Origin of the sequence: Streptomyces sp. NBC_01481, from assembly GCF_026339995.1 — a bacterium.
In the GTDB taxonomy this organism is placed as follows: Bacteria; Actinomycetota; Actinomycetes; order Streptomycetales; family Streptomycetaceae; genus Streptomyces.
On record NZ_JAPEPT010000002.1, the window covers coordinates 157,050 to 176,962 of the forward strand.

Here is a 19,913-nt window from a genome sequence, read left to right on the forward strand (position 1 = left end):
CCTATCCGCCGGTCACACCGTCAGGCCGCGCACCAGCAGATCGAGCAGCGCGCACCCGAACAGGGCGATGCCGATGAAGCCGTTGACGGTGAAGAAGGCGCGGTTGAGACGGGACAGGTCGTGCGGCTTCACGATCGTGTGCTCGTAGAGGAACGCTGCGGCGACGATCAGCAGACCGGTCCAGAAGAACCCGCCCGCCTCCGTGGCCAGCGCGTACCAGACCAGCAGGACGGTCGCCACGACATGCGCGGCCCGGGCCCCGTACAGCGCGGCCGGGACGCCGAAGCGGGCCGGGACCGACATCACGCCGTGCGCGCGGTCCGCCTGCACGTCCTGGCAGGCGAAGATCAGGTCGAAGCCGCCGATCCAGACGCCGACGGCAAGACCGAGGATCACCGAGTCCCAGGACCACGCACCGGTGATCGCGATCCACGCGCCTACCGGGCCCATGGCCTGGGCGAGGCCGAGGATGACATGCGGGAAGTTCGTGAACCTCTTGCCGTACGGATAGACCACCATCGGGATCACGGCGATCGGCGCGAGCGCGAGGCACAGCGGATTGAGGGCGGCCGCCGCACCCAGAAAGACGACGACGGCGATCAGCGCGCCGGTCCAGGCGGACCGCACCGACACCGCACCGGTCACCAGTTCACGGTTCTCGGTGCGCGGATTGCGGGCGTCGATCTCGCGGTCGATGATCCGGTTGCAGGCCATCGCGAAGGTCCGCAGCCCGACCATCGCGAGGGTGACCAGCAGCAGCCGCCCCCAGTGGATGTTCCGGTCGAACTGGAACATCGCGGTCAGCGCGGCGATGTACGCGAAGGGCAGCGCGAAGACCGAGTGCTCGATCATGACGAGCCGCAGAAACGACTTGGTCCTGCCGGGTTGCGGGACTGCTGCGGCAGCGCTGCTCACAGGCCGTACTCCTTCCACCGGCGGTCGACCTTCGCCGCCGTATCCGGGTCCGACTCGACCATGTCCGGCCAGCCGCCGTCCCGGACGTACCCCTCCTCGGGGAGCTTCTTCGTCGCGTCGATGCCCGCCTTGCCGCCCCAGAACTGCTGGTACGAGGCGTGGTCGAGATGGTCGACCGGGCCCTCCACGACGGTGAGATCACGGGCGTAGTCGGTGTTGCCGAGGGCGCGCCAGGAGACCTCGTGCAGATCGTGCACGTCGCAGTCCGCGTCGACGACGACGATCAGCTTCGTCAGGGACATCATGTGCGCGCCCCAGATCGCGTGCATGACCTTCTGCGCGTGCTTCGGGTACTTCTTGTCGATCGAGACGATCGCGCAGTTGTGGAAGCCGCCCGACTCGGGCAGGTGGTAGTCCACGATGTCCGGCACGATGATCTTGAGCAGGGGGAGGAAGAACCGCTCCGTGGCACGGCCGAGCGGTCCGTCCTCCGTCGGTGGGCGGCCCACCACGATCGACTGGAGCAGCGGCCGCCTGCGCATGGTCACGCAGTCGATGGTCAGCGCGGGGAACGGCTCCTGGGGCGTGTAGAAGCCGGTGTGGTCGCCGAAGGGTCCCTCCGGGAGCATCTCGCCCGGCTCCAGCCAGCCCTCCAGGACGACTTCGGCGTTCGCCGGAACCTGGAGCGGCACCGTCTTGCAGTCGACCATCTCGATGCGCTTGCCCGCCACGAAGCCCGCGAAGAGGTACTCGTCGATGTCACCGGGCAGCGGCGCCGTCGATGCGTAGGTCACCGCGGGCGGGCAGCCGAAGGCGATCGCGACCGGCAGCCGTTCGCCTCGCTTGGCCGCGACCTGGTAGTGGTTGCGGCTGTCCTTGTGGATCTGCCAGTGCATGCCGATGGTGTTCCGGTCGTGCCGCTGAAGGCGGTACAGACCGAGATTGCGCACGCCCGTCTCCGGGTGCTTGGTGTGGGTGAGACCCAGGTTGAAGAAGGAGCCGCCGTCCTGGGGCCAGGTGAACAGCGCGGGCAGCTGGTCGAGATCGACGTCGTCACCGCGCAGGACGACCTCCTGCACCGGGGCGTCCTTCACCTTCTTCGGCGGTACGTGGACCATCGTGCCGAGCTTGCCGAAGGCCTCGCGGACCCCGACGAAGCCGTGCGGCAGCTCGGGCTTGAGCAGCCCGCCGATCTTGTCGCTGATCTCGGAGTAGGACTTCAGGCCAAGCGCCTTGAGCAGCCGGCGGTCGGTGCCGAAGACGTTCATCGCGAGCGGCATGGCCGACCCGCGGACGTTCTCGAACAGGAGCGCCGGACCGCACGCCTTGTTCACCCGGTCGACGATCTCCCCGACCTCCAGATACGGGTCGACCTCGGCCTTGATGCGCTTGAGGTCGCCCTCGCGCTCCAGCGCCCGGAGCAGGGAGCGAAGATCGTCGTAAGCCATGCCGTCCAGTATCGGGCAAGGACTAGGCTTGGCCTGTCACCGGGGCCCCAAGCAGCCCCGCCACCGCTCCCCGGGGGGAACGCACCACCATGCTCCGGTATCTGCCCTTCCTGCTGGTCCTGGCGCTGTGGATCTACGCCTTCATCGACTGCCTCAACACCCCCGAGCAGGAGGTCAAGCACCTCCCGAAGGTGGTCTGGGTCATCATCGTGCTGCTCTTCGGCGAGGTCCTGATCGGCCCGGTCGCGTGGCTCGTCGCGGGCAGGGACCGCAAGGCCGCCGCCGGCGGCAGCACACCGTCCGCATGGCACCGCAACCACCGCACCGAGTTTGTCGCGCCCGACGACAACCCGGACTTCTTGAAGTCCCTCAAGGACGAGGCTGTGCCTTCCAAAGATGTGAAGGACGAGGCGCTCCTCAAGGACTGGGAGGCGGATCTGCGCCGCCGCGAGGAGGAGCTCAAGCGCCGCGAGAACGGCGACGACCCACAGCAGCCCTGACATGGAACTGCGCCTGCTGGTCACCTTCGAGAGGGTCGCCACCGTCCTCAGCTTCACTCAGGCGGCGGCCGAGCTGAAGTACGCCCAGTCCAGCGTCACCAGCCAGATCCGCTCGCTGGAGTCCTCTCTCGGCACGGAGCTCTTCGACCGGCTCGGCAGCCGCATCCGGCTCACCGAGGCGGGCGAGCGGCTGCTGCCGTACGCCCGCCGGATCATCGAGCTCTCCGAAGAGGCCAGGGTCGCCGTCACCGGCGCCGACGAGCCCGCCGGGGCGATCAACGTCGGCACCATGGAGTCGCTGACCTCCTACCGGCTGCCCGCGCTGCTCGAACTGTTCCACCACCGCTATCCGCAGGTGAGGCTGTCGCTGCGCCCCACGCTCGGGGACGAGACCCGTCAGGCGCTGCGCCAGGGCGTGTACGACATCGGCTTCCTGATGGAGCGGGAGACCGAGCACGCGGGCCTGGAGACCGAGGTGCTGACCGCCGAACCGCTCGTCCTGGTCTGCGCGCCCACCCATCCGCTCGCCGACGCGGCGAAGCTCGCGACCGTCGATCTCGCGGACATCCAGCTGGTGGGTACGGAGCCCGGCTGCCCGTACCGCGACCTCTTCGAGGAGGAGCTGCGCGAACGCAACGGCGCTCCCCCGCCCTTCATGGAGTTCGGCACGATCGAGGCGACCAAGCGGGGTGTGGCCGGCGGCCTCGGGGTCGCGCTGCTGCCGCGCATGGCGGTGCGCGAGGAGCTGGCGTCGGGGACGCTCCTCGCGCTGTCGTGGGAACCGCCGTTCCAGCTGTACACGCAGGTCGCGTGGCGGGAGGGGAAGCGGCTGCCGCGCCATGTGCGGCTGTTCATCGACGAGACGATGCGGCTGGTGCGGGAGCAGGAGTCGGCGAGCCGGTCCGAGGAGCCGAACCGGTAACCGTACGGGGCGACTTGGTGAGGTTCACCTTCAGACTGGCGAACACGATCAGCGGGACGCCGAGCGCCTGGACGAGGCCTATGTGGTGCCCGTACACCGCCCAGTCGGCGACCATCGCGACGGCCGGGTAGGTGAAGGCGAGCACGGCGATCTTCGCGGTGGGCAGCTTCTGGTACGCGGCGTACATCAGGACGTACATCAGGCCGGTGTGGATGAGTCCGAGGCCGATCAGCCAGCCCCAGTCGGCGCCGGTCCCGCTCATGGCGCCGAAGTCGGCGAGGGGCAGCAGCAGCGGGATGCCGACGAGGACCTGGACGAGTGCGATCAGGTGCGGGCGTACACCCGTGACGCGCTTGGTGACGAGGGTGGAGAGGCCGTAGAGGAGCGCGGCGGCGAGCGCCTGGCCGATGCCGAGCAGATAGGCGCTGTTGCCGCCCGTGAAGTCGCCCGGCGTGACACCGGAGACGAGGATCAGCCCCGCGAACGCGAGCGCGATCCAGCCGACCTTCGCCGCGGTGAGGCGCTCACGGAAGAGCAGGGCGCCCAGCAGCACCACGTAGAAGGGCTGCGTGTGGTAGACGACGGTCGCGACGGAGATCGACGTGTTCTCGTACGACTCGAAGAGCAGCACCCAGTTGAAGACGATGAACAGGCCGCCGAGCGCGGCCAGTCCGAGCTTCTTCGGGGTGAGGCCGTGGTCGCGGAAGTAGCCGCGGGCCAGTGCGTAGCCCCCGAGGGCCAGGGCGCCGAACAGGACGCGGAAGAAGACGACGTTGAAGGCGGAGGCCCCCGACTCGACGACGAAGATTCCGAGGGTGCCGGACAGGACCATGGCCGCGGTCAGCTGCAGGGTGCCCTTGCTCTCTGTGTTCATGACCATGACGCTACGAGTGGGGGCGGGAGCCGGTCCACGAGCCAGTGGGGCGTCCTGCCGATGGGCCGATCGGCGCCGCCGATGACTTAAGGTCCTGTCCGGCCGATCAGGCCGGGCTCGCGTGCCCTGGCACGGCACCTCTCCCCCGTAGCCCTTCGGGCGCGGGAGGTACCCCCACCGTTGTCGCAGTCGCCTACGCTCCGCGTGGGCTCCATCCTCCGCCTTGCGATGCTCCCCCGTAGCCCTTCGGGCACGGGAGGTGCCCCCATCGCCAGACCCCGCTCCCTGATCCGGCCTGATAGACCGGACAGGACCTATCTTCGGAAGGTGAGCGTCATGGAGAACGCGCGGTACGGGGAGTGGCTGCGGGCGGCCGTCGAGGAGGCCAGGACCGGCCTCGCGGAGGGCGGGATCCCTATCGGGGCCGCGCTGTACGGCGCGGACGGGAGCCTGCTGGGGCGCGGCCACAACCGGCGGGTGCAGGACGGCGATCCGTCGATGCACGCGGAAACAGCCGCCTTCCGGGCGGCCGGGCGGCAGCGCTCGTACCGGGGCACGACCATGGTCACGACCCTCTCGCCGTGCTGGTACTGCAGCGGCCTGGTCCGGCAGTTCGGGATCTCCCGGGTGGTGATCGGCGAGGCTGCCACGTTCCACGGCGGGCACGACTGGCTGGCCGAACACGGCGTGGAGATCGTGCTGTTGGACGACGCCGAGTGCAGGACCCTGATGGAGGACTTCATCAGGGAACGTCCCGAACTGTGGAGCGAGGACATCGGTGACTGAACCCAGGATTCCCACCATCGATCTGCGCCTCTGGTCCCCCGGGGACCCGGCCGCCCGTGCCGCCGTCGCGGCGATGGTCGACAAGGCCCTGCAGCGCGCCGGATTCCTCCTGGTCACGGGCCATGGAGTCGATCCGGGACTGCGCGGACGGATCCGGGAGGCGGCGGGAGAGTTCTTCCGGCTGCCCGAGGCGGCGAAGGAGCGGTACGCCGTGCGGGTCGGTGGACGCGGCTGGCTGGGCCCGGGCGCGGAGGCCAACGCCTATGCGGAAGGCACCGAGTCTCCCCCGGATCTGAAGGAGTCGCTGTCCTTCGCGGCGGACGAGCCGACCGGCGACCCGGCGGTGGACGCGGAGTGGTTCCTGCCCAACACCTGGCCGCACGAGGTGCCGCGGCTCAAGGCTTTGGTCGAGGCGTATCTCGGGCAGATGCGGGAGCTGTCGGACCGGCTCCTCGGACTCCTCGGCGTCGCGCTGGGCGAGCCGGAGACCTTCTTCACCCGGCACACCGGGCACCCCACCTGGGGCTTCAACATCAACTGGTACCCGGGCCGGGACCGGCTCGGCGACCCGCGGCCGGGCCAGTTCCGCATCGGCCCGCACACCGACTTCGGCACGGTCACGGTCCTGGACCGGCAGGCGGGCAGGGGCGGGCTCCAGGTCTTCACCGACGAGGGCGGCTGGGAGGACGCGCCGTACGACCCCGATGCCTTCACCGTCAACATCGGCGATCTGATGGCCCGCTGGACGGGCGACCGCTGGCGCTCGGGCCGCCACCGGGTGCTGCCACCGCCCGCGGACGCGCCCGCGGAGGAGCTGATCTCGCTGGTCTACTTCTACGAGTGCGACCCGGGCACGGACGTCCTGGGCATCGACTCGCACACCTATCTGCGGGCTCAGCTCGACGCGATCACGGCCGGCTGACGTACTCCTCGCGCAACTCCTGCCACCGCTCGGGCGTCCAGCGCGGCCGCGAGCAGCGGCCCCGCCGATCCTCGGTTCGAGGACATCCACGGCGGCGAGCCAGATGGGCATCCCCTCCGGCGTGGCGACGGCAGCCCAGACCCGCACCACCGCATGCGGCAGCCGGAGCTCGAAGCGCAGCAGTCACGGCCGCAGCGAACCGCCGTCCCCCGCTGCCGCCGCCGAACATGCGTACGCGTCGAAGAGCTCCCCGAAGGCCTCTCGGTCCCCCGCCCGGATCCGGGCTCGCAGAGTGTCCACACCCTCCAACTGTCCGTACGACAAAGGCCGGTTCCCGTGACGTGGGTCACAGGGAACCGGCCTCGGGCGCCGTACGGGAAGGGTCAGACCCCGGCGTAGGAGTGCTTGCCGGTGACGAAGATGTTCACGCCGTAGTAGTTGAAGAGCCAGCAGCCGAAGGCGATGAGCGCCAGGGTGGCCGCCTTGCGGCCCTTCCAGCCCGCAGTGGCGCGTGCGTGCAGGTAGCAGGCGTACGCGACCCAGGTGATGAAGGACCAGACCTCCTTCGGGTCCCAGCCCCAGTAGCGGCCCCAGGCGTCGCCCGCCCAGATCGCGCCCGCGATGATCGTGAAGGTCCACAGCGGGAAGACCGCGGCATTGATGCGGTACGAGAACTTGTCGAGCGAGGCGGCCGCGGGCAGGCGTTCCAGGACCGAGGTGGCGAAGGAGCCGGGCTTCACGCCGCGGGCCAGCTTGTTCTCGTAGCTGTCGCGGAACAGGTAGAGCAGGGTGCCGACCGCGCCCAGGTAGAAGACCGCGCCGCAGAAGATCGCGGTGGAGACATGGATCCACAGCCAGTACGAGTGCAGGGCCGGGACCAGTTGGTCGCTGTCGGTGTAGAGCCAGGTGGTGGCGATGCCGAGGTCGAGGAGGACCGTGGTGACCAGCAGGAGGCCCATCCAGCGGACGTTCTTCCTCGCCAGCAGGAAGCCGAGGTACGCGCCGACCGCCACCGTGGAGAAGGTGATGGAGAACTCGTACATGTTGCCCCAGGGGGCCCGCTGCACCGACATCGCGCGGGCCACGACGCCGCCCGCCTCGACCAGGAAGGCCAGGACCGTCAGCGAGACGGCGATCCGGCCGTACAGGTCGCCCTTCTCGGTGCCGCCGGCCGCGCCGGGACCGTCCGGGACGTCGCGGGTGCCGGCCGCCGAGCGGGTGATGACCTTGGGCCTGTCCAGTACGGCGGTGCCGCCGGCCTGCTTGACCCGGACCGCGACCGAGGGGGCCGCGGCGGACCCGGCGCCGGTCAGCGCGGCGGCCGTGCGGCCGACCTTGCTGCGGCTGCCGAAGACCCATTCCGCGATGTGCGCGAAGAAGGCCAGCGTGTAGACGGCCATCGACGAATAGATCAGCACATTGCTGATGTGCGCGAGATTCTCGTTGGTTGCGGCGGCGAGAGTCACTTCTCAGCCCCTTCGGCAGGTACGTCTGAGGAATCGGGCGCCGTCGGCGCCTCGGCGTTGAGGGTCAGGGCCAGATCGCCCAGCTCTTCGGGAAGCTTCGGGGACTCGCTGCGGCCGAGTCCCGCCATTTCGACGACGGTCACGCCGTCCTCACCGGTCACGGCCCGCACCCAGACCCGGCGGCGCTGGATGAACAGCGAGCCGACGAGGCCCGCGATGGCGGCGATGGCGCCGGTCAGCGCCCAGCCGTTGCCGGGCTGCTGCGAGATCTGGAAGCTCGCCCACTCCTTCACTTCCTTCTCGAAGGTGATGGAGCCCGCGCCGCCCGGGAGGGTCATCTTCTCGCCGGGCAGCAGCCGCGCCTTGAGGATCTGGCCCTTGGCGTCCTTGAACTGGGTCATCTTGGCGGTGTCGAGCTGGTACACGTTCTGCGGCAGGCCCGCGTTGACCCCGAGGCTGCCGTGGTAGCCGGTCAGCGCGATCACGGGGAACTCGAGGCCGGGGAACTGCGAGAACATGGTGCCCTTGCCCGCGCCGCCGAACGTCGGCACGAAGAAGGCCTGGAAGCCCAGCTGGTCCTTCTTGCCGTCCTTGTCCCGGTAGCCGTCCATCACCTTGATCGCGCCGGTCGACGTGATGTTGTTGTCGATCGGCAGCAGCGGGACGGCGCCGTTGAAGACGACCTTGCCGCGGCCGTCCCGGACGGTGACGACGGGCGCGTACCCGTGCGAGAGCAGATAGACCTTGGTGCCGTCGATGACCAGGGGCTTGTTGACCTGGATGACGGACTTCTTGTCCGGGCCGCCGCCCTGGGAGTAGGTGACCCCGGCCTCGAAGGTGCGCGGTGTGCCGCGCTGCGGCCCGCTCTTCTCGTACGTACCCGTGAACCGGTCCAGCTTGAAGGTGAACGGCACGAGGTTGTCCGTGCGGAACAGCGAGCCGGACCTGAAGTCGTCGTACTGGGTGAGGGTGTTGGAGAAGCCGTCGCCCTCGACGATCAGCTTGCCGCCCTCGGACTTGAAGAGCTGTCCCGCGGCGAAGGCCACCAGCATCACGATCAGCGCGATGTGGAAGACCAGGTTGCCGGCCTCGCGCAGATAGCCCTTCTCGGCGGCGACCGCGTCACCGACGGTGTGGGCGCGGAAGCGGCGCTTCTTCAGCATCGCGAGCGCGGCCTCACGCACCTGCTCGGGCTCGGTGTGCGTACGCCAGGTCGTGTACGCGGGCAGCCGGGTCAGCCGTCCGGGCGCGCCCGGCGGGCGGCCGCGCAGCTGCCCGACGAACTGCCAGGAGCGCGGCACGATGCAGCCGATGAGCGAGACGAACAGCAGGATGTAGATCGCCGAGAACCACACCGAGCTGTAGACGTCGAAGAACTGCAGCTTCTCGTAGATCGGCGAGACCGTCGTGTGGGTCTCCTTGAAGGTCCGCACCTTCAGCTCGTCCACGCTGTTCTGCGGGATCAGCGAGCCGGGGATCGCACCGAGCGAGAGCAGGAAGAGCAGGATCAGCGCGACCCGCATCGACGTCAGCTGCCGCCAGAACCAGCGGACCCAGCCGACGACCGAGAGCGAGGGCCCGCCGGTGAGCTCCTCGCGGGGGGCGGTGGACAGCTGGGCGCCGGCCGCGCCGAGGTCCTTGCCGTCCTGGGCGTCCCCGCCGTCGCGCTGCTCTTCGGTCTCCGTCGTGCTCATGGAACTCAGATCCCCACCGTGAAGCCATTGGTCCAGCCCTGCATGTCCTGCACCAGGCTGTCCCAGACGCCGGTCAGCAGCAGCAGACCGGTCGCGATCATCATGATGCCGCCGATCCGCATCACCCAGGCGTAGTGGCGCTTGACCCACCCGAAGGCGCCGAGCGCCTTGCGGAAGGCCACCGCCGCGAGGACGAAGGGCAGTCCGAGGCCGATGCAGTACGCGACCGTCAGTATGGCCCCCCGGCCGGCGCTCGCCTGCTCGGCGGCCAGCGCGTTCACGGACGCGAGCGTCGGGCCGATGCACGGCGTCCAGCCGACCCCGAACAGCGCGCCGAGCAGCGGTGCGCCGACGAGCCCGGTCACCGGCCGCTTGTGGATACGGAATTCGCGCTGCGTGAGCCAGGGCATCAGCCCCATGAAGAACACGCCCAGCAGGATCATCAGCACGCCGAGGACCTTGGAGAGCGTCTCCTTCTCGGCCTGCAGGCTCGCGCCGAAGTAGCCGAAGAGGGCGCCGCCGGAGACGAAGACGGCGGTGAATCCGAGGACGAAGAGGGATGCTCCCGCGACCATCCGGCCGCGCTTGGCCTCGGCCAGGTCGGTGCCGCTGACTCCGGTGACGTAGGAGAGGTAGCCGGGTACGAGAGGCAGCACGCACGGCGAGAAGAAGGAGACGAGACCGCCGAGTACGGCGATGGGCAGCGCGAGCAGCAGCGCACCGCTGAAGACCGTCTCATTCACCGCGACTCACCTCGCGAGGACCGTTCCACGATCACTTCTCCGCGACCAGCGGATCGATGATCTTGTGGAGTCCCTCGGTGTCGAGAGCCATGAGCGAGCGTGCCGCGATCTTTCCCTCCCGGTCGAGAACGATCGTGGAGGGAATGGCCTGCGGATTGAGGCTGCCCTTGGGGAAGCCGTTGACGATCAGCTTGCCCACCGGGTCGTACAGGCTCGGATAGCCGATCTCGTAATCCTTCTCGAAGGCGAGAGCCGGACCCTTGTTGGAGTCGCGGGTATTGATCCCGACGAACTCGACACCCTTGGCCTTGGTCTCCTTGGCGACCTTCGCGAAATGCGGTGCCTCGGCGCGGCAGGGCGGGCACCAGGAGCCCCAGACGTTCATCACGACGACCTTGCCCTTGAGGTCGGCGACGTCGAGCTGCTTGCCGTCGAGGGTCTCACCGGAGAGCGTGTGCGGTGTGGTGCGCTTGTTCTTGGCGACGGTGGAGATGCCACCGGTGTCGGTGACGAAGTTGGTGTCGCCGCCACCGCCGGACTTGCCGTTGGAGTCACCGCTGCAGGCCGACAGGGCGAGTGCGCCGACAGCGACCACGGCGGTCAGCAGGGCGGCGCGGGGGGCACGGCTGAGGCTCATGTGAAAAGTTTCGCATGGCGGTTCCGCGGATCATTCCGCGCCCCCCTGGGTGCCTGTGAAGCCCCTTGTCAGGCTGCCTTGAAGAATGTGTTCCAGCCGCCTGCCGGGGACTGACCGACCTCGAGCGTACGGAGCTTGGCGAGCACCTGCGGGTCCTGGACATCGAGCCAGTCGCAGAACTGCCGGAAGGAGACCAGACGTACGTCCTTCTTGCCGGCCATGACCTTGAGCGCCTCTTCGACGGCGTCCATGTAGATGCCGCCGTTCCACTGCTCGAAGTGGTTGCCTATGTAGAAGGGAGCGCGATTGCTCTCGTAGGCCCGGTTGAATCCGGCGAGGTACGCCTCGGTGGCCTGCTTCTTCCAGCCGGGATAGCGCTCGGGCATGCCCTTGGTCGAATTGTTCGACTGATTGGCGAGGATGTTGTAGTCCATCGAGAGCACCTCGAAGGAGTGTCCGGGGAACGGAATCTGCTGGAGCGGCAGATCCCACAGGCCTTGCCGCTTCTCGGGCCACGTCTGGCGGCCGCCGGGCGAGCTTGCGTCGTAGCGCCAGCCGAGCTTCTTCGCGGTGGGCAGCAGCTTGTCCTGGCCGAGCAGGCAGGGGGTGCGGGCGCCGACGAGTTCCTTGCGGTAGTCGAAGGGCAGCGGATCAATGTCCTTCCAGCCCGTGTTCGTACGCCACTCGGTGACGAACTTCACAGCCTGGTCTGTCTCGTTCTGCCAGTCGGCGGGCGACCAGTTGCCGACCGATCCCGAACCGCCGCAGAAGTGCCCGTTGAAGTGCGTGCCTATCTCATGGCCGTCGAGCCATGCCTGGCGTACGTACTTCAGCGTCTCCTTGATGTGACCGTCGGTGAGATAACCGATGTCGGATGCGCCGATGCCGTTGTTCGGCGGGCGGTAGAGCGTCTTCTTCGACTCGGGGAGCAGATAGAGCCCGGAGAGGAAGAACGTCATCGCGGCGTCATGATTCTTCGCAAGTTCGAGGAAGCGCGGGAAGAGGCCGTTGCCGACCTCGCCCGCACCGTCCCAGGAAAAGATCACGAATTGCGGCGGCGTCTGGCCCGGTTCGAGCCGAACGGGCCTGGGCGGCTGGTTCGGCTGCTTGCCGGTGTCGGACGTGGAGCCGTCACCGATGAGCCGGCCCTGACTCCTGGACGGGGAGGGCTTGCCGTCTCCGCCGGGTCCGGTCTGTCCCCCTTTACCCTGACTCAAGGAGCCGCAGCCCGCGATTCCGATCGCGGCTGCGGCTCCAAGTCCCGCCCCGAGCAAGCCCCTTCGACTGATGTCGCGCATCTCGTCCCCCATCCACGCTCTCCCGGTCGGAGAGAGCACATCCAAACCGGCAATGGTCTAGATGGACTTCCGGAGAGAGGGGTTCCGGGGACTGGCACTCATTTCGTGAAGGTTCGTGAAGAACTGTTTTCGATCTACGCGCCGAATGCTTTGGACTTGCCCTTCACAGGCTTTGCACCGGCGAGAAGATGAGCCGGAACAAGATCACGGGCGGGCTCGCTGTAACCGACAGAAACAATACGGTCGCCCTGATATGTGAACGTGGTCAGGGACGCGAGCGTGCATTGCCGGCGGCGCGGGTCGTGCCACAGCCGGCGCCGCTCCACGAAGCTGCGCACGATCCAGATCGGCAGCTGATGGCTCACGCACACGGCCTCGTGCCCACGGGCCGCGTCCCGCGCCGCGTCGAGCGCGCCCATCATCCGTACGACCTGATCGACGTACGGCTCGCCCCAAGAGGGGCGGAACGGGTTGGTCAGATGCTTCCAGTTGGACGGCTTGCGCAGCGCGCCGTCGCCGACGCCGAAGGTCTTGCCCTCGAAGACGTTGGCCGCCTCGATCAGCCGCTCGTCGGTGTCGAGGGTGAGGCTGTGGCTCTTTGCCACGGGAGCCGCGGTCTCCTGGGCGCGCTCCAGCGGGGAGGAGACGACATGGGTGATGTCGCGGTCCGCGAGATGCTCGGCGACCCGGTCGGCCATCTGCCGGCCGAGCTCGGAGAGGTGGTACCCGGCGCGGCGGCCGTAGAGCACACCGTCGGGGTTCTCGACCTCGCCGTGGCGCACCAGATGGACGACGGTGATGTCCTTGTCCTCGCTCATGCGGACACCTCCGTCGCCTCGGCCGCGGCACGGGCGGCGGCGGGCAGCGCCGCCGCGATCCGCTCGACCGCCCGCTCGTCGTGGGCCGTGGAGACGAACCACGACTCGAAGGCGGACGGCGGCAGATAGACGCCCTGGGAGAGCATCGAGTGGAAGAAGGCGGTGAAGCGGAAGGACTCCTGCTTCTTGGCGTCCTCGTAGTTCGTGACGTCCGAGCCGGTGAAGAAGACGGAGAACATGTTGCTCGCGCTCTGCAGCCGGTGAGCCACGCCCTCCTTGGAGAGCGCGTCGGTCACCAGCGACTGGATCTGCGCCGAGACGGCGTTGATCTTCTCGTACGCGGCGTCGTCGAGCAGCCGGAGCTGCGCGAGCCCGGCGGCGGTGGCCACCGGGTTACCGGAGAGGGTGCCCGCCTGGTAGACCGGGCCGGCCGGGGCGAGATGGGCCATGACGTCCTGGCGGCCGCCGAAGGCCGCGGCGGGGAAGCCGCCGCCCATGACCTTGCCGAAGGTCATCAGGTCGGGCGCGACGCCGTCCACGCCGTACCAGCCGGCCCTGGACGTACGGAAGCCGGTCATGACCTCGTCAGAGATGTACAGCGCGCCGTTCTCGGCGCAGGCAGCCCTGAGGCCCTCGTTGAAGCCCGGCCGCGGCGGGACCACGCCCATGTTGCCCGGCGACGCCTCGGTGATCACACAGGCGATCTCGCCGGGGTGTGCCCGGAAGGCCTCGTGCACGGCCTGGAGGTCGTTGTACGGCAGCACGATGGTGTCGCCCGCCTGCGCGCCCGTGACGCCGGGGGTGTCGGGCAGCCCGAAGGTCGCGACACCCGAGCCGGCGGCGGCGAGCAGCGCGTCCACATGGCCGTGGTAGCAGCCCGCGAACTTCACGACCTTGGCGCGGCCCGTGAAACCGCGGGCCAGCCGGATCGCGGACATCGTCGCTTCCGTACCGCTGGAAACCAGCCGTACCTGCTCGACGGGCTCGATACGGGCCACAATCTCCTCGGCGAGAGCCACCTCACCCTCGCCGGGCGTGCCGAAGGAGGTTCCGCGGGCCACGGCGGACTGCACGGCCTCGATGACGGCCGGGTGGGAGTGCCCGAGGATCATCGGTCCCCACGAGCAGACGAGGTCGACGTACTCGCGCCCGTCGGCATCGGTGAGGTACGGACCCGTACCGGACACCATGAACCGGGGCGTACCGCCCACGGCTCGGAAGGCTCGGACAGGAGAGTTCACGCCGCCGGGCGTCACGAGGGACGCACGGTCGAAAAGCGTCTGCGAAACGGGGGCTTCGTATGAATACGCCACTTTGGTCCTGATCTGCTATGCGGGTGTTCGGGGGGCCGGGACGGAGGATCTCGGCCACCGGTGAGCAGGGAGCGCGGTCTCCTCGTATTACGAAAGGGCGTCACCACGCTCGCGTCTGCGAAACTGGGGCGACACAGGGAAAGCTCACGGAATCCATGGTGTCAGAGCCTTCGACGTTCTTGCGGACTGGTGTTTCACAGCACGTTCGTGGGGGAGGTCACTGTCACGATGATCGGGTTGCGCGGCGGGGGCTGCGAGTGGTCGGGTGGAGATATGCATCGCGGTGGCGGACTGGGCGAGGGGACCGACGGTCTGGGTCCTGAGCCTGCCCGGCGGGGAAAGCACCGGCGAGGCGAATCGGGCGCGGGTGAACCCATGGAAAGCAGGAGCGGCCGAGTGGGGGTGACCTACAAGTACTTCGGCGCACCCGACGGCGCCACGGCGGCGCGCGTGCCGATCTCGATGCGCCCCGAGGAACTGGGCGGCGACGAGCTCGGCATGGGCGGAATGTTCGCCAAGATCAAGCCGGAGACCATAGCCGCGATGGTGCTGACGGGCATCCAGGGCATGCCGCTGAACAAGGTGCCGCCGCTGGAGCTGGTGGTGCTCCACCCCGACTACGCGGTGGTCAAGCTGCCGATGACGGTGGTCGACCCCCTGCGCGGCATCGGCGAGGAGTCGGTGGGCGCGGCGGCCTTCATATGGTCGACGGTCCCGGACCGGGGCGGTCCGCGGGACGCGTTCAATGTGTACCAACTGCTTCACGAGTGGCAGGACTTCTCGGTGCGGTTGCATGAGGCGGGGCACCAGCCGTACTGCCTGGTGTGGCCCTAGCGGGCCTTGTCCGGCCGATCGTGCAGGCCGACCCCGGGCGCGCCGTTGACCTGGGCGAAGCGCAGATCGCGGGCGGGCGGCGGGCGCAGGCGACCTACGGCCGCCAGTGCGGATCGCGGCCCGTCAGCCCCAGCACCCGGTCGAAGGCGGACGCGTCCTCCCCCACCTCGACGGGCTCGCCGTACACGCCGCCCTTGTGGGCCATCGGCGCCAGCTCCGCGAGGGCGGGCTCGATCTCCTCGACGACGGCCGGGTCGGGCGTGAAGTCCTGTCCGGTGGCGCGGGCCAGGTCCCAGGCGTGCACGGTCACATCGCCCAGCGCCATGTTGGCGACGGTCCTGGCCGGGAAGCCCATCCTCCCGGTGGTGCCCTCCTCGGCGCCGGGAGCCGCCCACGCCGCGACGAGTGCGTGGGCCTCGTCGGCGAACCGGGACCGCCAGTCGCCCTCCATGTAGTGCGGTTCGGCACCGAAGTCGGATTCCTGCTTCGCTGCCAGCTTCTGGAAGTTGATCAGCACCTGGATGAGGTGATCGGTCAGAGTGCGTACGTCGTACTCGGCGCAGGGCGTCGGGTCGGCCAGCTGGTCCTCGGTGATGCCGCGCACCACCGGTACGGCACGCCTCGCCGCCGCGTCGAGCAGCTCACTGATCGGTTTCGTCATGCCTCGACGGTAGGCCCGGCAGAGTCCCTGCGTATTGAACAAACGCGACATAGGATCCGCGTCATGGCAGGTCCGCGCCGCGACACCAGGGGAATCGTCGAAGCCCGCGAGCTCTTCGCACGGGTCGACTTCCGCCGCCGCGAGCCCGCGCCCGAGCTGCGTCCGTATCTCGAGCACTACTGGCTCATCGACTGGGACCTGCCGGAGCCGTACGCCTCGCATGTCGTGCCGCATCCGTCCGTGAACGTGGTCTTCCAGCGGTACGGCGACAAGCCGCCGTGGGGCGAGGTCGCGGGCATCGGCCTGGGGCTGTTCACGCAGAAGCTGGAGGGGCGGGGGCGGGTGTGCGGGGTGCAGTTCCGGCCCGGCGGCTTCCGGCCGTTCGCACCCGGGCGGCCCGTGTCGGACTGGACGGGGCAGCGCCTGCCGCTCGCGGACGTCCTCACAGGAACGGACACGGCGGACGCGGACACGGCGGACGCGGACACGGACACGGACACGGCGGACGCGGACACGGACACGGCGGGCGCGGTCCTCGCGCCGGAGGCGGAGGACGAGCGGGTCGCCGCGCTCGACGCCTTCCTGCTGGGGCTGGAGCCCGCGGCGGACCCGCAGGCGCTGCGCGCGATGGGGCTGGTCGATCTGGTGCGCAGGGACCGTACGATCCGGCGGGTCGCCGAGCTGGCGGAGGCGGAAGGGGTGTCGGCGCGTTCGCTGCAGCGGCTCTTCGCGGCGTACGTCGGGGTCGGCCCCAAGTGGGTCATCCTGCGCTACCGCATCCATGAGGCGCTGGAGCGGGCCGAGGCGGCGGAGGACGCCGCGGCCGAAGCAGGAGGCGGCGGGGGCACGGACGCCGGCGTCCTGGACTGGGCCGCGCTGGCCGCCGAGCTCGGCTACAGCGACCAGGCCCATCTCGTACGGGACTTCACGGCGACGGTGGGCGTACCGCCGACCGCCTACGCGCGCCAGGCCCCTTAGGTCCTGTCCGGCCGATCTTGCCGGGCTCTCGTGCCCTGGCACGGCGCCTCGCTGATCCGGCCTGATCGGCCGGACAGGACCTAGCTGTCAGTAACTCTCGGTGACTCCGACCGCGCCAGTGCCATGGGCGGCCGCGTACCGCAGCACCCGCAGCGGCCCGTCCAGCAGCGTGCGCGCGTCGAAGCCGGGCTCGTCGCTCATGGCCGACATCCAGGCGTCGACACGGCCGATGATCTCGGTACGGCAGGGCCCGGTGACGGCGAGCACGGACTCGGCCTGCGGCAGGACGGCCCGTACCTCGGCGGCGGTCAGCAGGAAGTCGCCGAACCAGCCGGGCAGCCGGGCCACGGCCTTGGCTCCCAGCCCGTAACAGAGGGCGACGGCCGGATCGCCCTTGCGAGCCGCGGCCGCGAACGCGGCCTCCCCTTCCGCGTCCCGCAACAGGTCCATGCCCGCCTCCTTCATCGCGGCGACGGCCGGCGCGCTGGGGCCGCCACTGCGCGCGAAGGCGGCGAAGCGGAGGGCTGCGTGCGTGGGCCCCGGCGTGAAGTACGGTTCGCGGTCACCGCCGCCGAGCCACCACGCCAGATCCGCGGCGTAGCCCGGGGGCGTGACCCACTCCCCCTCCAGGTGCGCGAAACGCCCGGGCAGGGCGGCGACTTCGGCATCGGGGACGGCACCGATCGCCCACACACCGGTGAAGCTCATCCTCAGGACCCCCGGTTGTCCGACCCCCGTCTTACAGTGCGTGACATGGAGATCAAAGCATCGGCGGTACGGATCGAGCCATGGTCCGAGGACGACTTCGACCTTCTCCGGGCTGCGAACGCACCGGAGTTGATGGAACACCTGGGAGGCCCGGAGACAGAAGAGCAGCTGGTCAAGCGGCACGCGCGCTATGTGGAGCTGAGCTTTGACCGTACGGGCAGGGGCCGGATGTACCGCATCGTCCTGGAGGAGACCGGGGAGTCGGTGGGCTCTGTCGGCTTCTGGGAGAGGACCTGGCAGGGCGAGGAGGTGTACGAGACGGGGTGGGGCGTCCTTCTCGGCTTCCAGGGGCGCGGGATCGCGACATCGGGCACGCGCGCGGTGGTCGAGGCGGCGCGCGCCGAGCGCAAGCACCGCTATCTGCACGCGTTCCCGCCGCCCGACAACGGCCCGTCGAACGCGGTGTGCAGGAAGGTGGGCTTCGAGCTGCTGGGCGAGTGCGACTTCGAGTACCCACCGGGCCATGTGGCGGTGTCCAACGACTGGCGGCTGGACCTGTGGGGGACTCCGCCCACCAGCTGACGCGCGGCTAGCGCGCGGCTGACGCGCGCCTGGTGCGGGTCTGCTTGACGAGAGGGCCACTTTCACGGATATTTATCTGCGTCACGCAGATTCTGTGTGGCGTCAAATAATGCGCAACTCACTCAAGGAACCTCACCCATGACCGTCCTCGTCACCGGAAGCCGCGGCAAAGTCGGCTCCGCCCTCATCGCGCTCCTCCACGAGGCCGGAGCCGACGTCCGCGCCGCCTCCGCCGCTCCCGACGAGCTCAGCCTCCCGACGGACGTCGAAGCCGTGCACTGCGCGCTCGACGATCCCGCGAACTTCCCGGCCGCCCTCGACTCCGTGGCCTCTGTCTTTCTGTACGCGGAGCCGTCGCAGACCCGCGCGTTCCTCGACGCCGCCGAGGCGGCGGGCGTCGAACACATCGTGCTTCTCTCCTCCAGCTCCGTCCTCGATCCGGGCGCCGCCGACAACCCGATCGCCGCGTCGCATCTCGCCGTCGAGCAGGCACTTGCCGCCTCGCCCGTCGAGACGAGCGTGCTTCAGCCGGGCGCCTTCGCGGCCAACGCGTTCCAGTGGCGCTGGGCGCTGGAGTCCGCGGGCTCGATCGACCTGCCGTACCCCGGCAGTTACGGCGATCCCATCCACGAGCGCGACATCGCCGAGGCGGCGTTCGCGCTGCTCACCCGGCCGGAGCTGCGCGGCAGGACGTACCACCTGACCGGCCCCGAATCCCTCACCTTCACCGAACAACTCGCCATCCTGGAACGCGCGGTCGGCAGCCCCTTCCCCTACACAACGGTGACCCGCGAGGCCTGGAAGGCGGCCATGGCCGGATACATGCCGGGCGCCTTCGCCGACGGACTGCTCGACTACTGGGCCTCGACCGACGGCTCGCCCACGCCGCTGACCGACGCCGTCGAGGAACTGACCGGCCACCCGGCCCGCAGTTTCGCCGCGTGGGCGGCGGAGAACGCCGACGCCTTCAAAACGGCCTGGCTGACGCGGGCCGCCCGATGACATGCTGGCGGCGTGAACGGACCGGAAATCCATCTCAGCGTCGCCCCTGAGCTGCGCCTCTTCGTCCCTTCGGACCGCCGCCAGGGACGTACGGCCCTGGTCACCGACGGATCGTCGACCCTCGGCCATGTCATCGAGTCGCTCGGCGTCCCGCTCACCGAGGCGGGCCGGGTACTCGTGGACGGCCACGAGGTGCCCGTCTCCCACATCCCGAGCACGGGCGAGACCGTCGAGGTGTTCGGCGTCGAACGGCCCCAGGAGGTCCCCGGAGCCCCGCTGCGCTTCCTGCTCGACGTCCACCTCGGCACGCTGGCGCGACGGCTGCGGCTCCTCGGCCTCGACGCCGCGTACGAGAACGAGGACATCGGCGACCCGGCACTGGCCACCCTCTCGGCGAAGGAGCAGCGGGTCCTGCTCTCCCGGGACCGCGGACTGCTGAGGCGGCGGGAGATCTGGGCGGGGGCGTACATCTACAGCGACCGCCCGGACGACCAACTGCGGGACGTACTGGAGCGGTTCGCGCCGAGGCTCGCACCCTGGACCCGCTGCACGGCGTGCAACGGGCAGCTGACGGATGCGGACAAGGACTCGGTCCAGGACCAGTTGCAGCAGGGCACGCAGCGGACGTACGACGTGTTCGCGCGGTGCACGGCCTGCGAGCGCGTGTACTGGCGGGGCGCGCACCATGCCCGCCTGGAGGCGATCGTCGAAGAGGCACTGAGGGAATTCGGCGACGCCGCATAATCCAGCCCGTCCGGCGTTTGAGGACACTCCCCCCAGAAGGGCGTATGGGGGCTCGGGGGCGGAGCCCC

At 69.3% G+C, this 19,913-nt stretch carries 21 protein-coding genes; 9 read left to right on the plus strand and 12 right to left on the minus strand.

Features of this window, described 5'->3' with window-relative positions; genetic code table 11:
- Window positions 1-12 precede the first annotated feature (12 nt).
- Both mqnP and OOK40_RS11135 read right to left on the minus strand, forming a co-directional pair.
- Window positions 13-915 (minus strand): menaquinone biosynthesis prenyltransferase MqnP, encoded by a 903-nt coding sequence (gene mqnP, locus OOK40_RS11130; protein ID WP_266479420.1) that lies wholly within the window; start codon window positions 913-915, stop codon window positions 13-15.
- Window positions 912-2,363, minus strand: a complete 1,452-nt coding sequence (locus OOK40_RS11135; protein WP_266479422.1) for a menaquinone biosynthesis decarboxylase — start codon at window positions 2,361-2,363, stop codon at window positions 912-914. The genes mqnP and OOK40_RS11135 overlap by 4 nt, the downstream gene beginning before the upstream one ends.
- A gap of 89 nt (window positions 2,364-2,452) precedes the next feature.
- Here OOK40_RS11135 and OOK40_RS11140 point away from each other — a divergent pair, with 89 nt between their 5' ends.
- Window positions 2,453-2,863: a PLD nuclease N-terminal domain-containing protein gene (locus OOK40_RS11140; protein WP_266479424.1), complete on the plus strand. Its 411-nt coding sequence runs from the start codon at window positions 2,453-2,455 to the stop codon at window positions 2,861-2,863.
- 1 nt (window position 2,864) lies between these two features.
- Window positions 2,865-3,785, plus strand: a complete 921-nt coding sequence (locus OOK40_RS11145) for a LysR family transcriptional regulator (protein WP_266479426.1) — start codon at window positions 2,865-2,867, stop codon at window positions 3,783-3,785.
- Here the strand turns inward: OOK40_RS11145 and OOK40_RS11150 are convergent.
- The gene (locus OOK40_RS11150; RefSeq protein ID WP_266479428.1) at window positions 3,715-4,659 is read right to left on the minus strand and encodes a DMT family transporter; all 945 of its coding nucleotides are present in this window, start codon (window positions 4,657-4,659) and stop codon (window positions 3,715-3,717) included. The two genes, OOK40_RS11145 and OOK40_RS11150, sit on opposite strands and share 71 nt — an antisense overlap.
- A gap of 336 nt (window positions 4,660-4,995) precedes the next feature.
- Here OOK40_RS11150 and OOK40_RS11155 point away from each other — a divergent pair, with 336 nt between their 5' ends.
- Both OOK40_RS11155 and OOK40_RS11160 read left to right on the plus strand, forming a co-directional pair.
- A complete protein-coding gene (locus tag OOK40_RS11155; protein ID WP_266479430.1) occupies window positions 4,996-5,445 on the plus strand; it encodes a nucleoside deaminase in 450 nt (149 codons plus the stop codon).
- Window positions 5,438-6,367 (plus strand): isopenicillin N synthase family oxygenase, encoded by a 930-nt coding sequence (locus OOK40_RS11160; RefSeq protein WP_266479432.1) that lies wholly within the window; start codon window positions 5,438-5,440, stop codon window positions 6,365-6,367. The genes OOK40_RS11155 and OOK40_RS11160 overlap by 8 nt, the downstream gene beginning before the upstream one ends.
- A 383-nt stretch (window positions 6,368-6,750) precedes the next feature.
- Here OOK40_RS11160 and ccsB read toward each other — a convergent pair whose 3' ends face one another.
- The 7 genes from ccsB to hemL all read right to left on the minus strand — a co-directional run bounded on the left by ccsB (window position 6,751) and on the right by hemL (window position 14,336).
- On the minus strand, window positions 6,751-7,833 hold the full coding sequence (gene ccsB / locus OOK40_RS11165) for a c-type cytochrome biogenesis protein CcsB (protein WP_266479434.1): 1,083 nt from the start codon (window positions 7,831-7,833) through the stop codon (window positions 6,751-6,753).
- The gene (locus OOK40_RS11170) at window positions 7,830-9,527 is read right to left on the minus strand and encodes a cytochrome c biogenesis protein ResB (RefSeq protein WP_266479436.1); all 1,698 of its coding nucleotides are present in this window, start codon (window positions 9,525-9,527) and stop codon (window positions 7,830-7,832) included. Before OOK40_RS11170 ends, ccsB begins: the two co-directional genes overlap by 4 nt.
- Before the next feature lie 5 nt (window positions 9,528-9,532).
- Window positions 9,533-10,270, minus strand: a complete 738-nt coding sequence (locus OOK40_RS11175) for a cytochrome c biogenesis CcdA family protein (RefSeq protein ID WP_266479438.1) — start codon at window positions 10,268-10,270, stop codon at window positions 9,533-9,535.
- 31 nt (window positions 10,271-10,301) lie between these two features.
- Window positions 10,302-10,907: a TlpA disulfide reductase family protein gene (locus OOK40_RS11180; RefSeq protein WP_266479440.1), complete on the minus strand. Its 606-nt coding sequence runs from the start codon at window positions 10,905-10,907 to the stop codon at window positions 10,302-10,304.
- 68 nt (window positions 10,908-10,975) lie between these two features.
- Complete coding sequence (locus OOK40_RS11185; RefSeq protein WP_266481593.1) at window positions 10,976-12,205, minus strand: hypothetical protein; 1,230 nt, start codon at window positions 12,203-12,205, stop codon at window positions 10,976-10,978.
- 134 nt (window positions 12,206-12,339) lie between these two features.
- On the minus strand, window positions 12,340-13,023 hold the full coding sequence (locus OOK40_RS11190; protein WP_266479442.1) for a histidine phosphatase family protein: 684 nt from the start codon (window positions 13,021-13,023) through the stop codon (window positions 12,340-12,342).
- Window positions 13,020-14,336, minus strand: a complete 1,317-nt coding sequence (hemL, locus tag OOK40_RS11195; RefSeq protein WP_266479444.1) for a glutamate-1-semialdehyde 2,1-aminomutase — start codon at window positions 14,334-14,336, stop codon at window positions 13,020-13,022. The genes OOK40_RS11190 and hemL overlap by 4 nt, the downstream gene beginning before the upstream one ends.
- Window positions 14,337-14,609: 273 nt before the next feature.
- Here hemL and OOK40_RS11200 point away from each other — a divergent pair, with 273 nt between their 5' ends.
- Entirely contained in the window at window positions 14,610-15,170 is a 561-nt protein-coding gene (locus OOK40_RS11200) for a hypothetical protein (protein ID WP_266481595.1), read from the plus strand.
- Window positions 15,171-15,264: 94 nt separating this feature from the next.
- Here OOK40_RS11200 and OOK40_RS11205 read toward each other — a convergent pair whose 3' ends face one another.
- On the minus strand, window positions 15,265-15,831 hold the full coding sequence (locus OOK40_RS11205; RefSeq protein WP_266479446.1) for a TIGR03086 family metal-binding protein: 567 nt from the start codon (window positions 15,829-15,831) through the stop codon (window positions 15,265-15,267).
- A gap of 63 nt (window positions 15,832-15,894) precedes the next feature.
- On the opposite strand from OOK40_RS11205, the gene OOK40_RS11210 reads away from it, so the two are divergent.
- Window positions 15,895-16,809 carry a helix-turn-helix domain-containing protein gene (locus OOK40_RS11210; RefSeq protein WP_266479448.1) on the plus strand — a complete coding sequence of 305 codons (915 nt, stop codon included), beginning with the start codon at window positions 15,895-15,897 and terminating at the stop codon, window positions 16,807-16,809.
- Window positions 16,810-16,896: 87 nt separating this feature from the next.
- On the opposite strand, the gene OOK40_RS11215 is transcribed toward OOK40_RS11210, so the two are convergent.
- On the minus strand, window positions 16,897-17,517 hold the full coding sequence (locus OOK40_RS11215) for a hypothetical protein (RefSeq protein WP_266479450.1): 621 nt from the start codon (window positions 17,515-17,517) through the stop codon (window positions 16,897-16,899).
- A 45-nt stretch (window positions 17,518-17,562) separates the two neighbouring features.
- On the opposite strand from OOK40_RS11215, the gene OOK40_RS11220 reads away from it, so the two are divergent.
- From OOK40_RS11220 to OOK40_RS11230, 3 genes are all read left to right on the plus strand, one after another.
- A complete protein-coding gene (locus tag OOK40_RS11220; RefSeq protein WP_266479452.1) occupies window positions 17,563-18,099 on the plus strand; it encodes a GNAT family N-acetyltransferase in 537 nt (178 codons plus the stop codon).
- A 138-nt stretch (window positions 18,100-18,237) separates the two neighbouring features.
- Entirely contained in the window at window positions 18,238-19,101 is an 864-nt protein-coding gene (locus OOK40_RS11225) for an NAD(P)H-binding protein (protein WP_266479454.1), read from the plus strand.
- 12 nt (window positions 19,102-19,113) lie between these two features.
- The gene (locus OOK40_RS11230; RefSeq protein WP_266479456.1) at window positions 19,114-19,845 is read left to right on the plus strand and encodes a Mut7-C RNAse domain-containing protein; all 732 of its coding nucleotides are present in this window, start codon (window positions 19,114-19,116) and stop codon (window positions 19,843-19,845) included.
- Window positions 19,846-19,913: the final 68 nt, after the last annotated feature.

Coding starts and splice junctions, on each gene's coding strand:
- OOK40_RS11205 (WP_266479446.1), bottom strand. CDS start 15,831: ATGACGAAACCGATCAGTGAGCTGCTCGACGCGGCGGCGAGGCGTGCC.
- OOK40_RS11140 (WP_266479424.1), top strand. CDS start 2,453: ATGCTCCGGTATCTGCCCTTCCTGCTGGTCCTGGCGCTGTGGATCTAC.
- OOK40_RS11150 (WP_266479428.1), bottom strand. CDS start 4,659: ATGAACACAGAGAGCAAGGGCACCCTGCAGCTGACCGCGGCCATGGTC.
- OOK40_RS11215 (WP_266479450.1), bottom strand. CDS start 17,517: ATGAGCTTCACCGGTGTGTGGGCGATCGGTGCCGTCCCCGATGCCGAA.
- OOK40_RS11225 (WP_266479454.1), top strand. CDS start 18,238: ATGACCGTCCTCGTCACCGGAAGCCGCGGCAAAGTCGGCTCCGCCCTC.
- OOK40_RS11145 (WP_266479426.1), top strand. CDS start 2,865: ATGGAACTGCGCCTGCTGGTCACCTTCGAGAGGGTCGCCACCGTCCTC.
- OOK40_RS11185 (WP_266481593.1), bottom strand. CDS start 12,205: ATGCGCGACATCAGTCGAAGGGGCTTGCTCGGGGCGGGACTTGGAGCC.
- OOK40_RS11180 (WP_266479440.1), bottom strand. CDS start 10,907: ATGAGCCTCAGCCGTGCCCCCCGCGCCGCCCTGCTGACCGCCGTGGTC.
- OOK40_RS11220 (WP_266479452.1), top strand. CDS start 17,563: ATGGAGATCAAAGCATCGGCGGTACGGATCGAGCCATGGTCCGAGGAC.
- OOK40_RS11190 (WP_266479442.1), bottom strand. CDS start 13,023: ATGAGCGAGGACAAGGACATCACCGTCGTCCATCTGGTGCGCCACGGC.
- OOK40_RS11210 (WP_266479448.1), top strand. CDS start 15,895: ATGGCAGGTCCGCGCCGCGACACCAGGGGAATCGTCGAAGCCCGCGAG.
- OOK40_RS11170 (WP_266479436.1), bottom strand. CDS start 9,527: ATGAGCACGACGGAGACCGAAGAGCAGCGCGACGGCGGGGACGCCCAG.
- OOK40_RS11200 (WP_266481595.1), top strand. CDS start 14,610: ATGCATCGCGGTGGCGGACTGGGCGAGGGGACCGACGGTCTGGGTCCT.
- OOK40_RS11155 (WP_266479430.1), top strand. CDS start 4,996: ATGGAGAACGCGCGGTACGGGGAGTGGCTGCGGGCGGCCGTCGAGGAG.
- OOK40_RS11135 (WP_266479422.1), bottom strand. CDS start 2,363: ATGGCTTACGACGATCTTCGCTCCCTGCTCCGGGCGCTGGAGCGCGAG.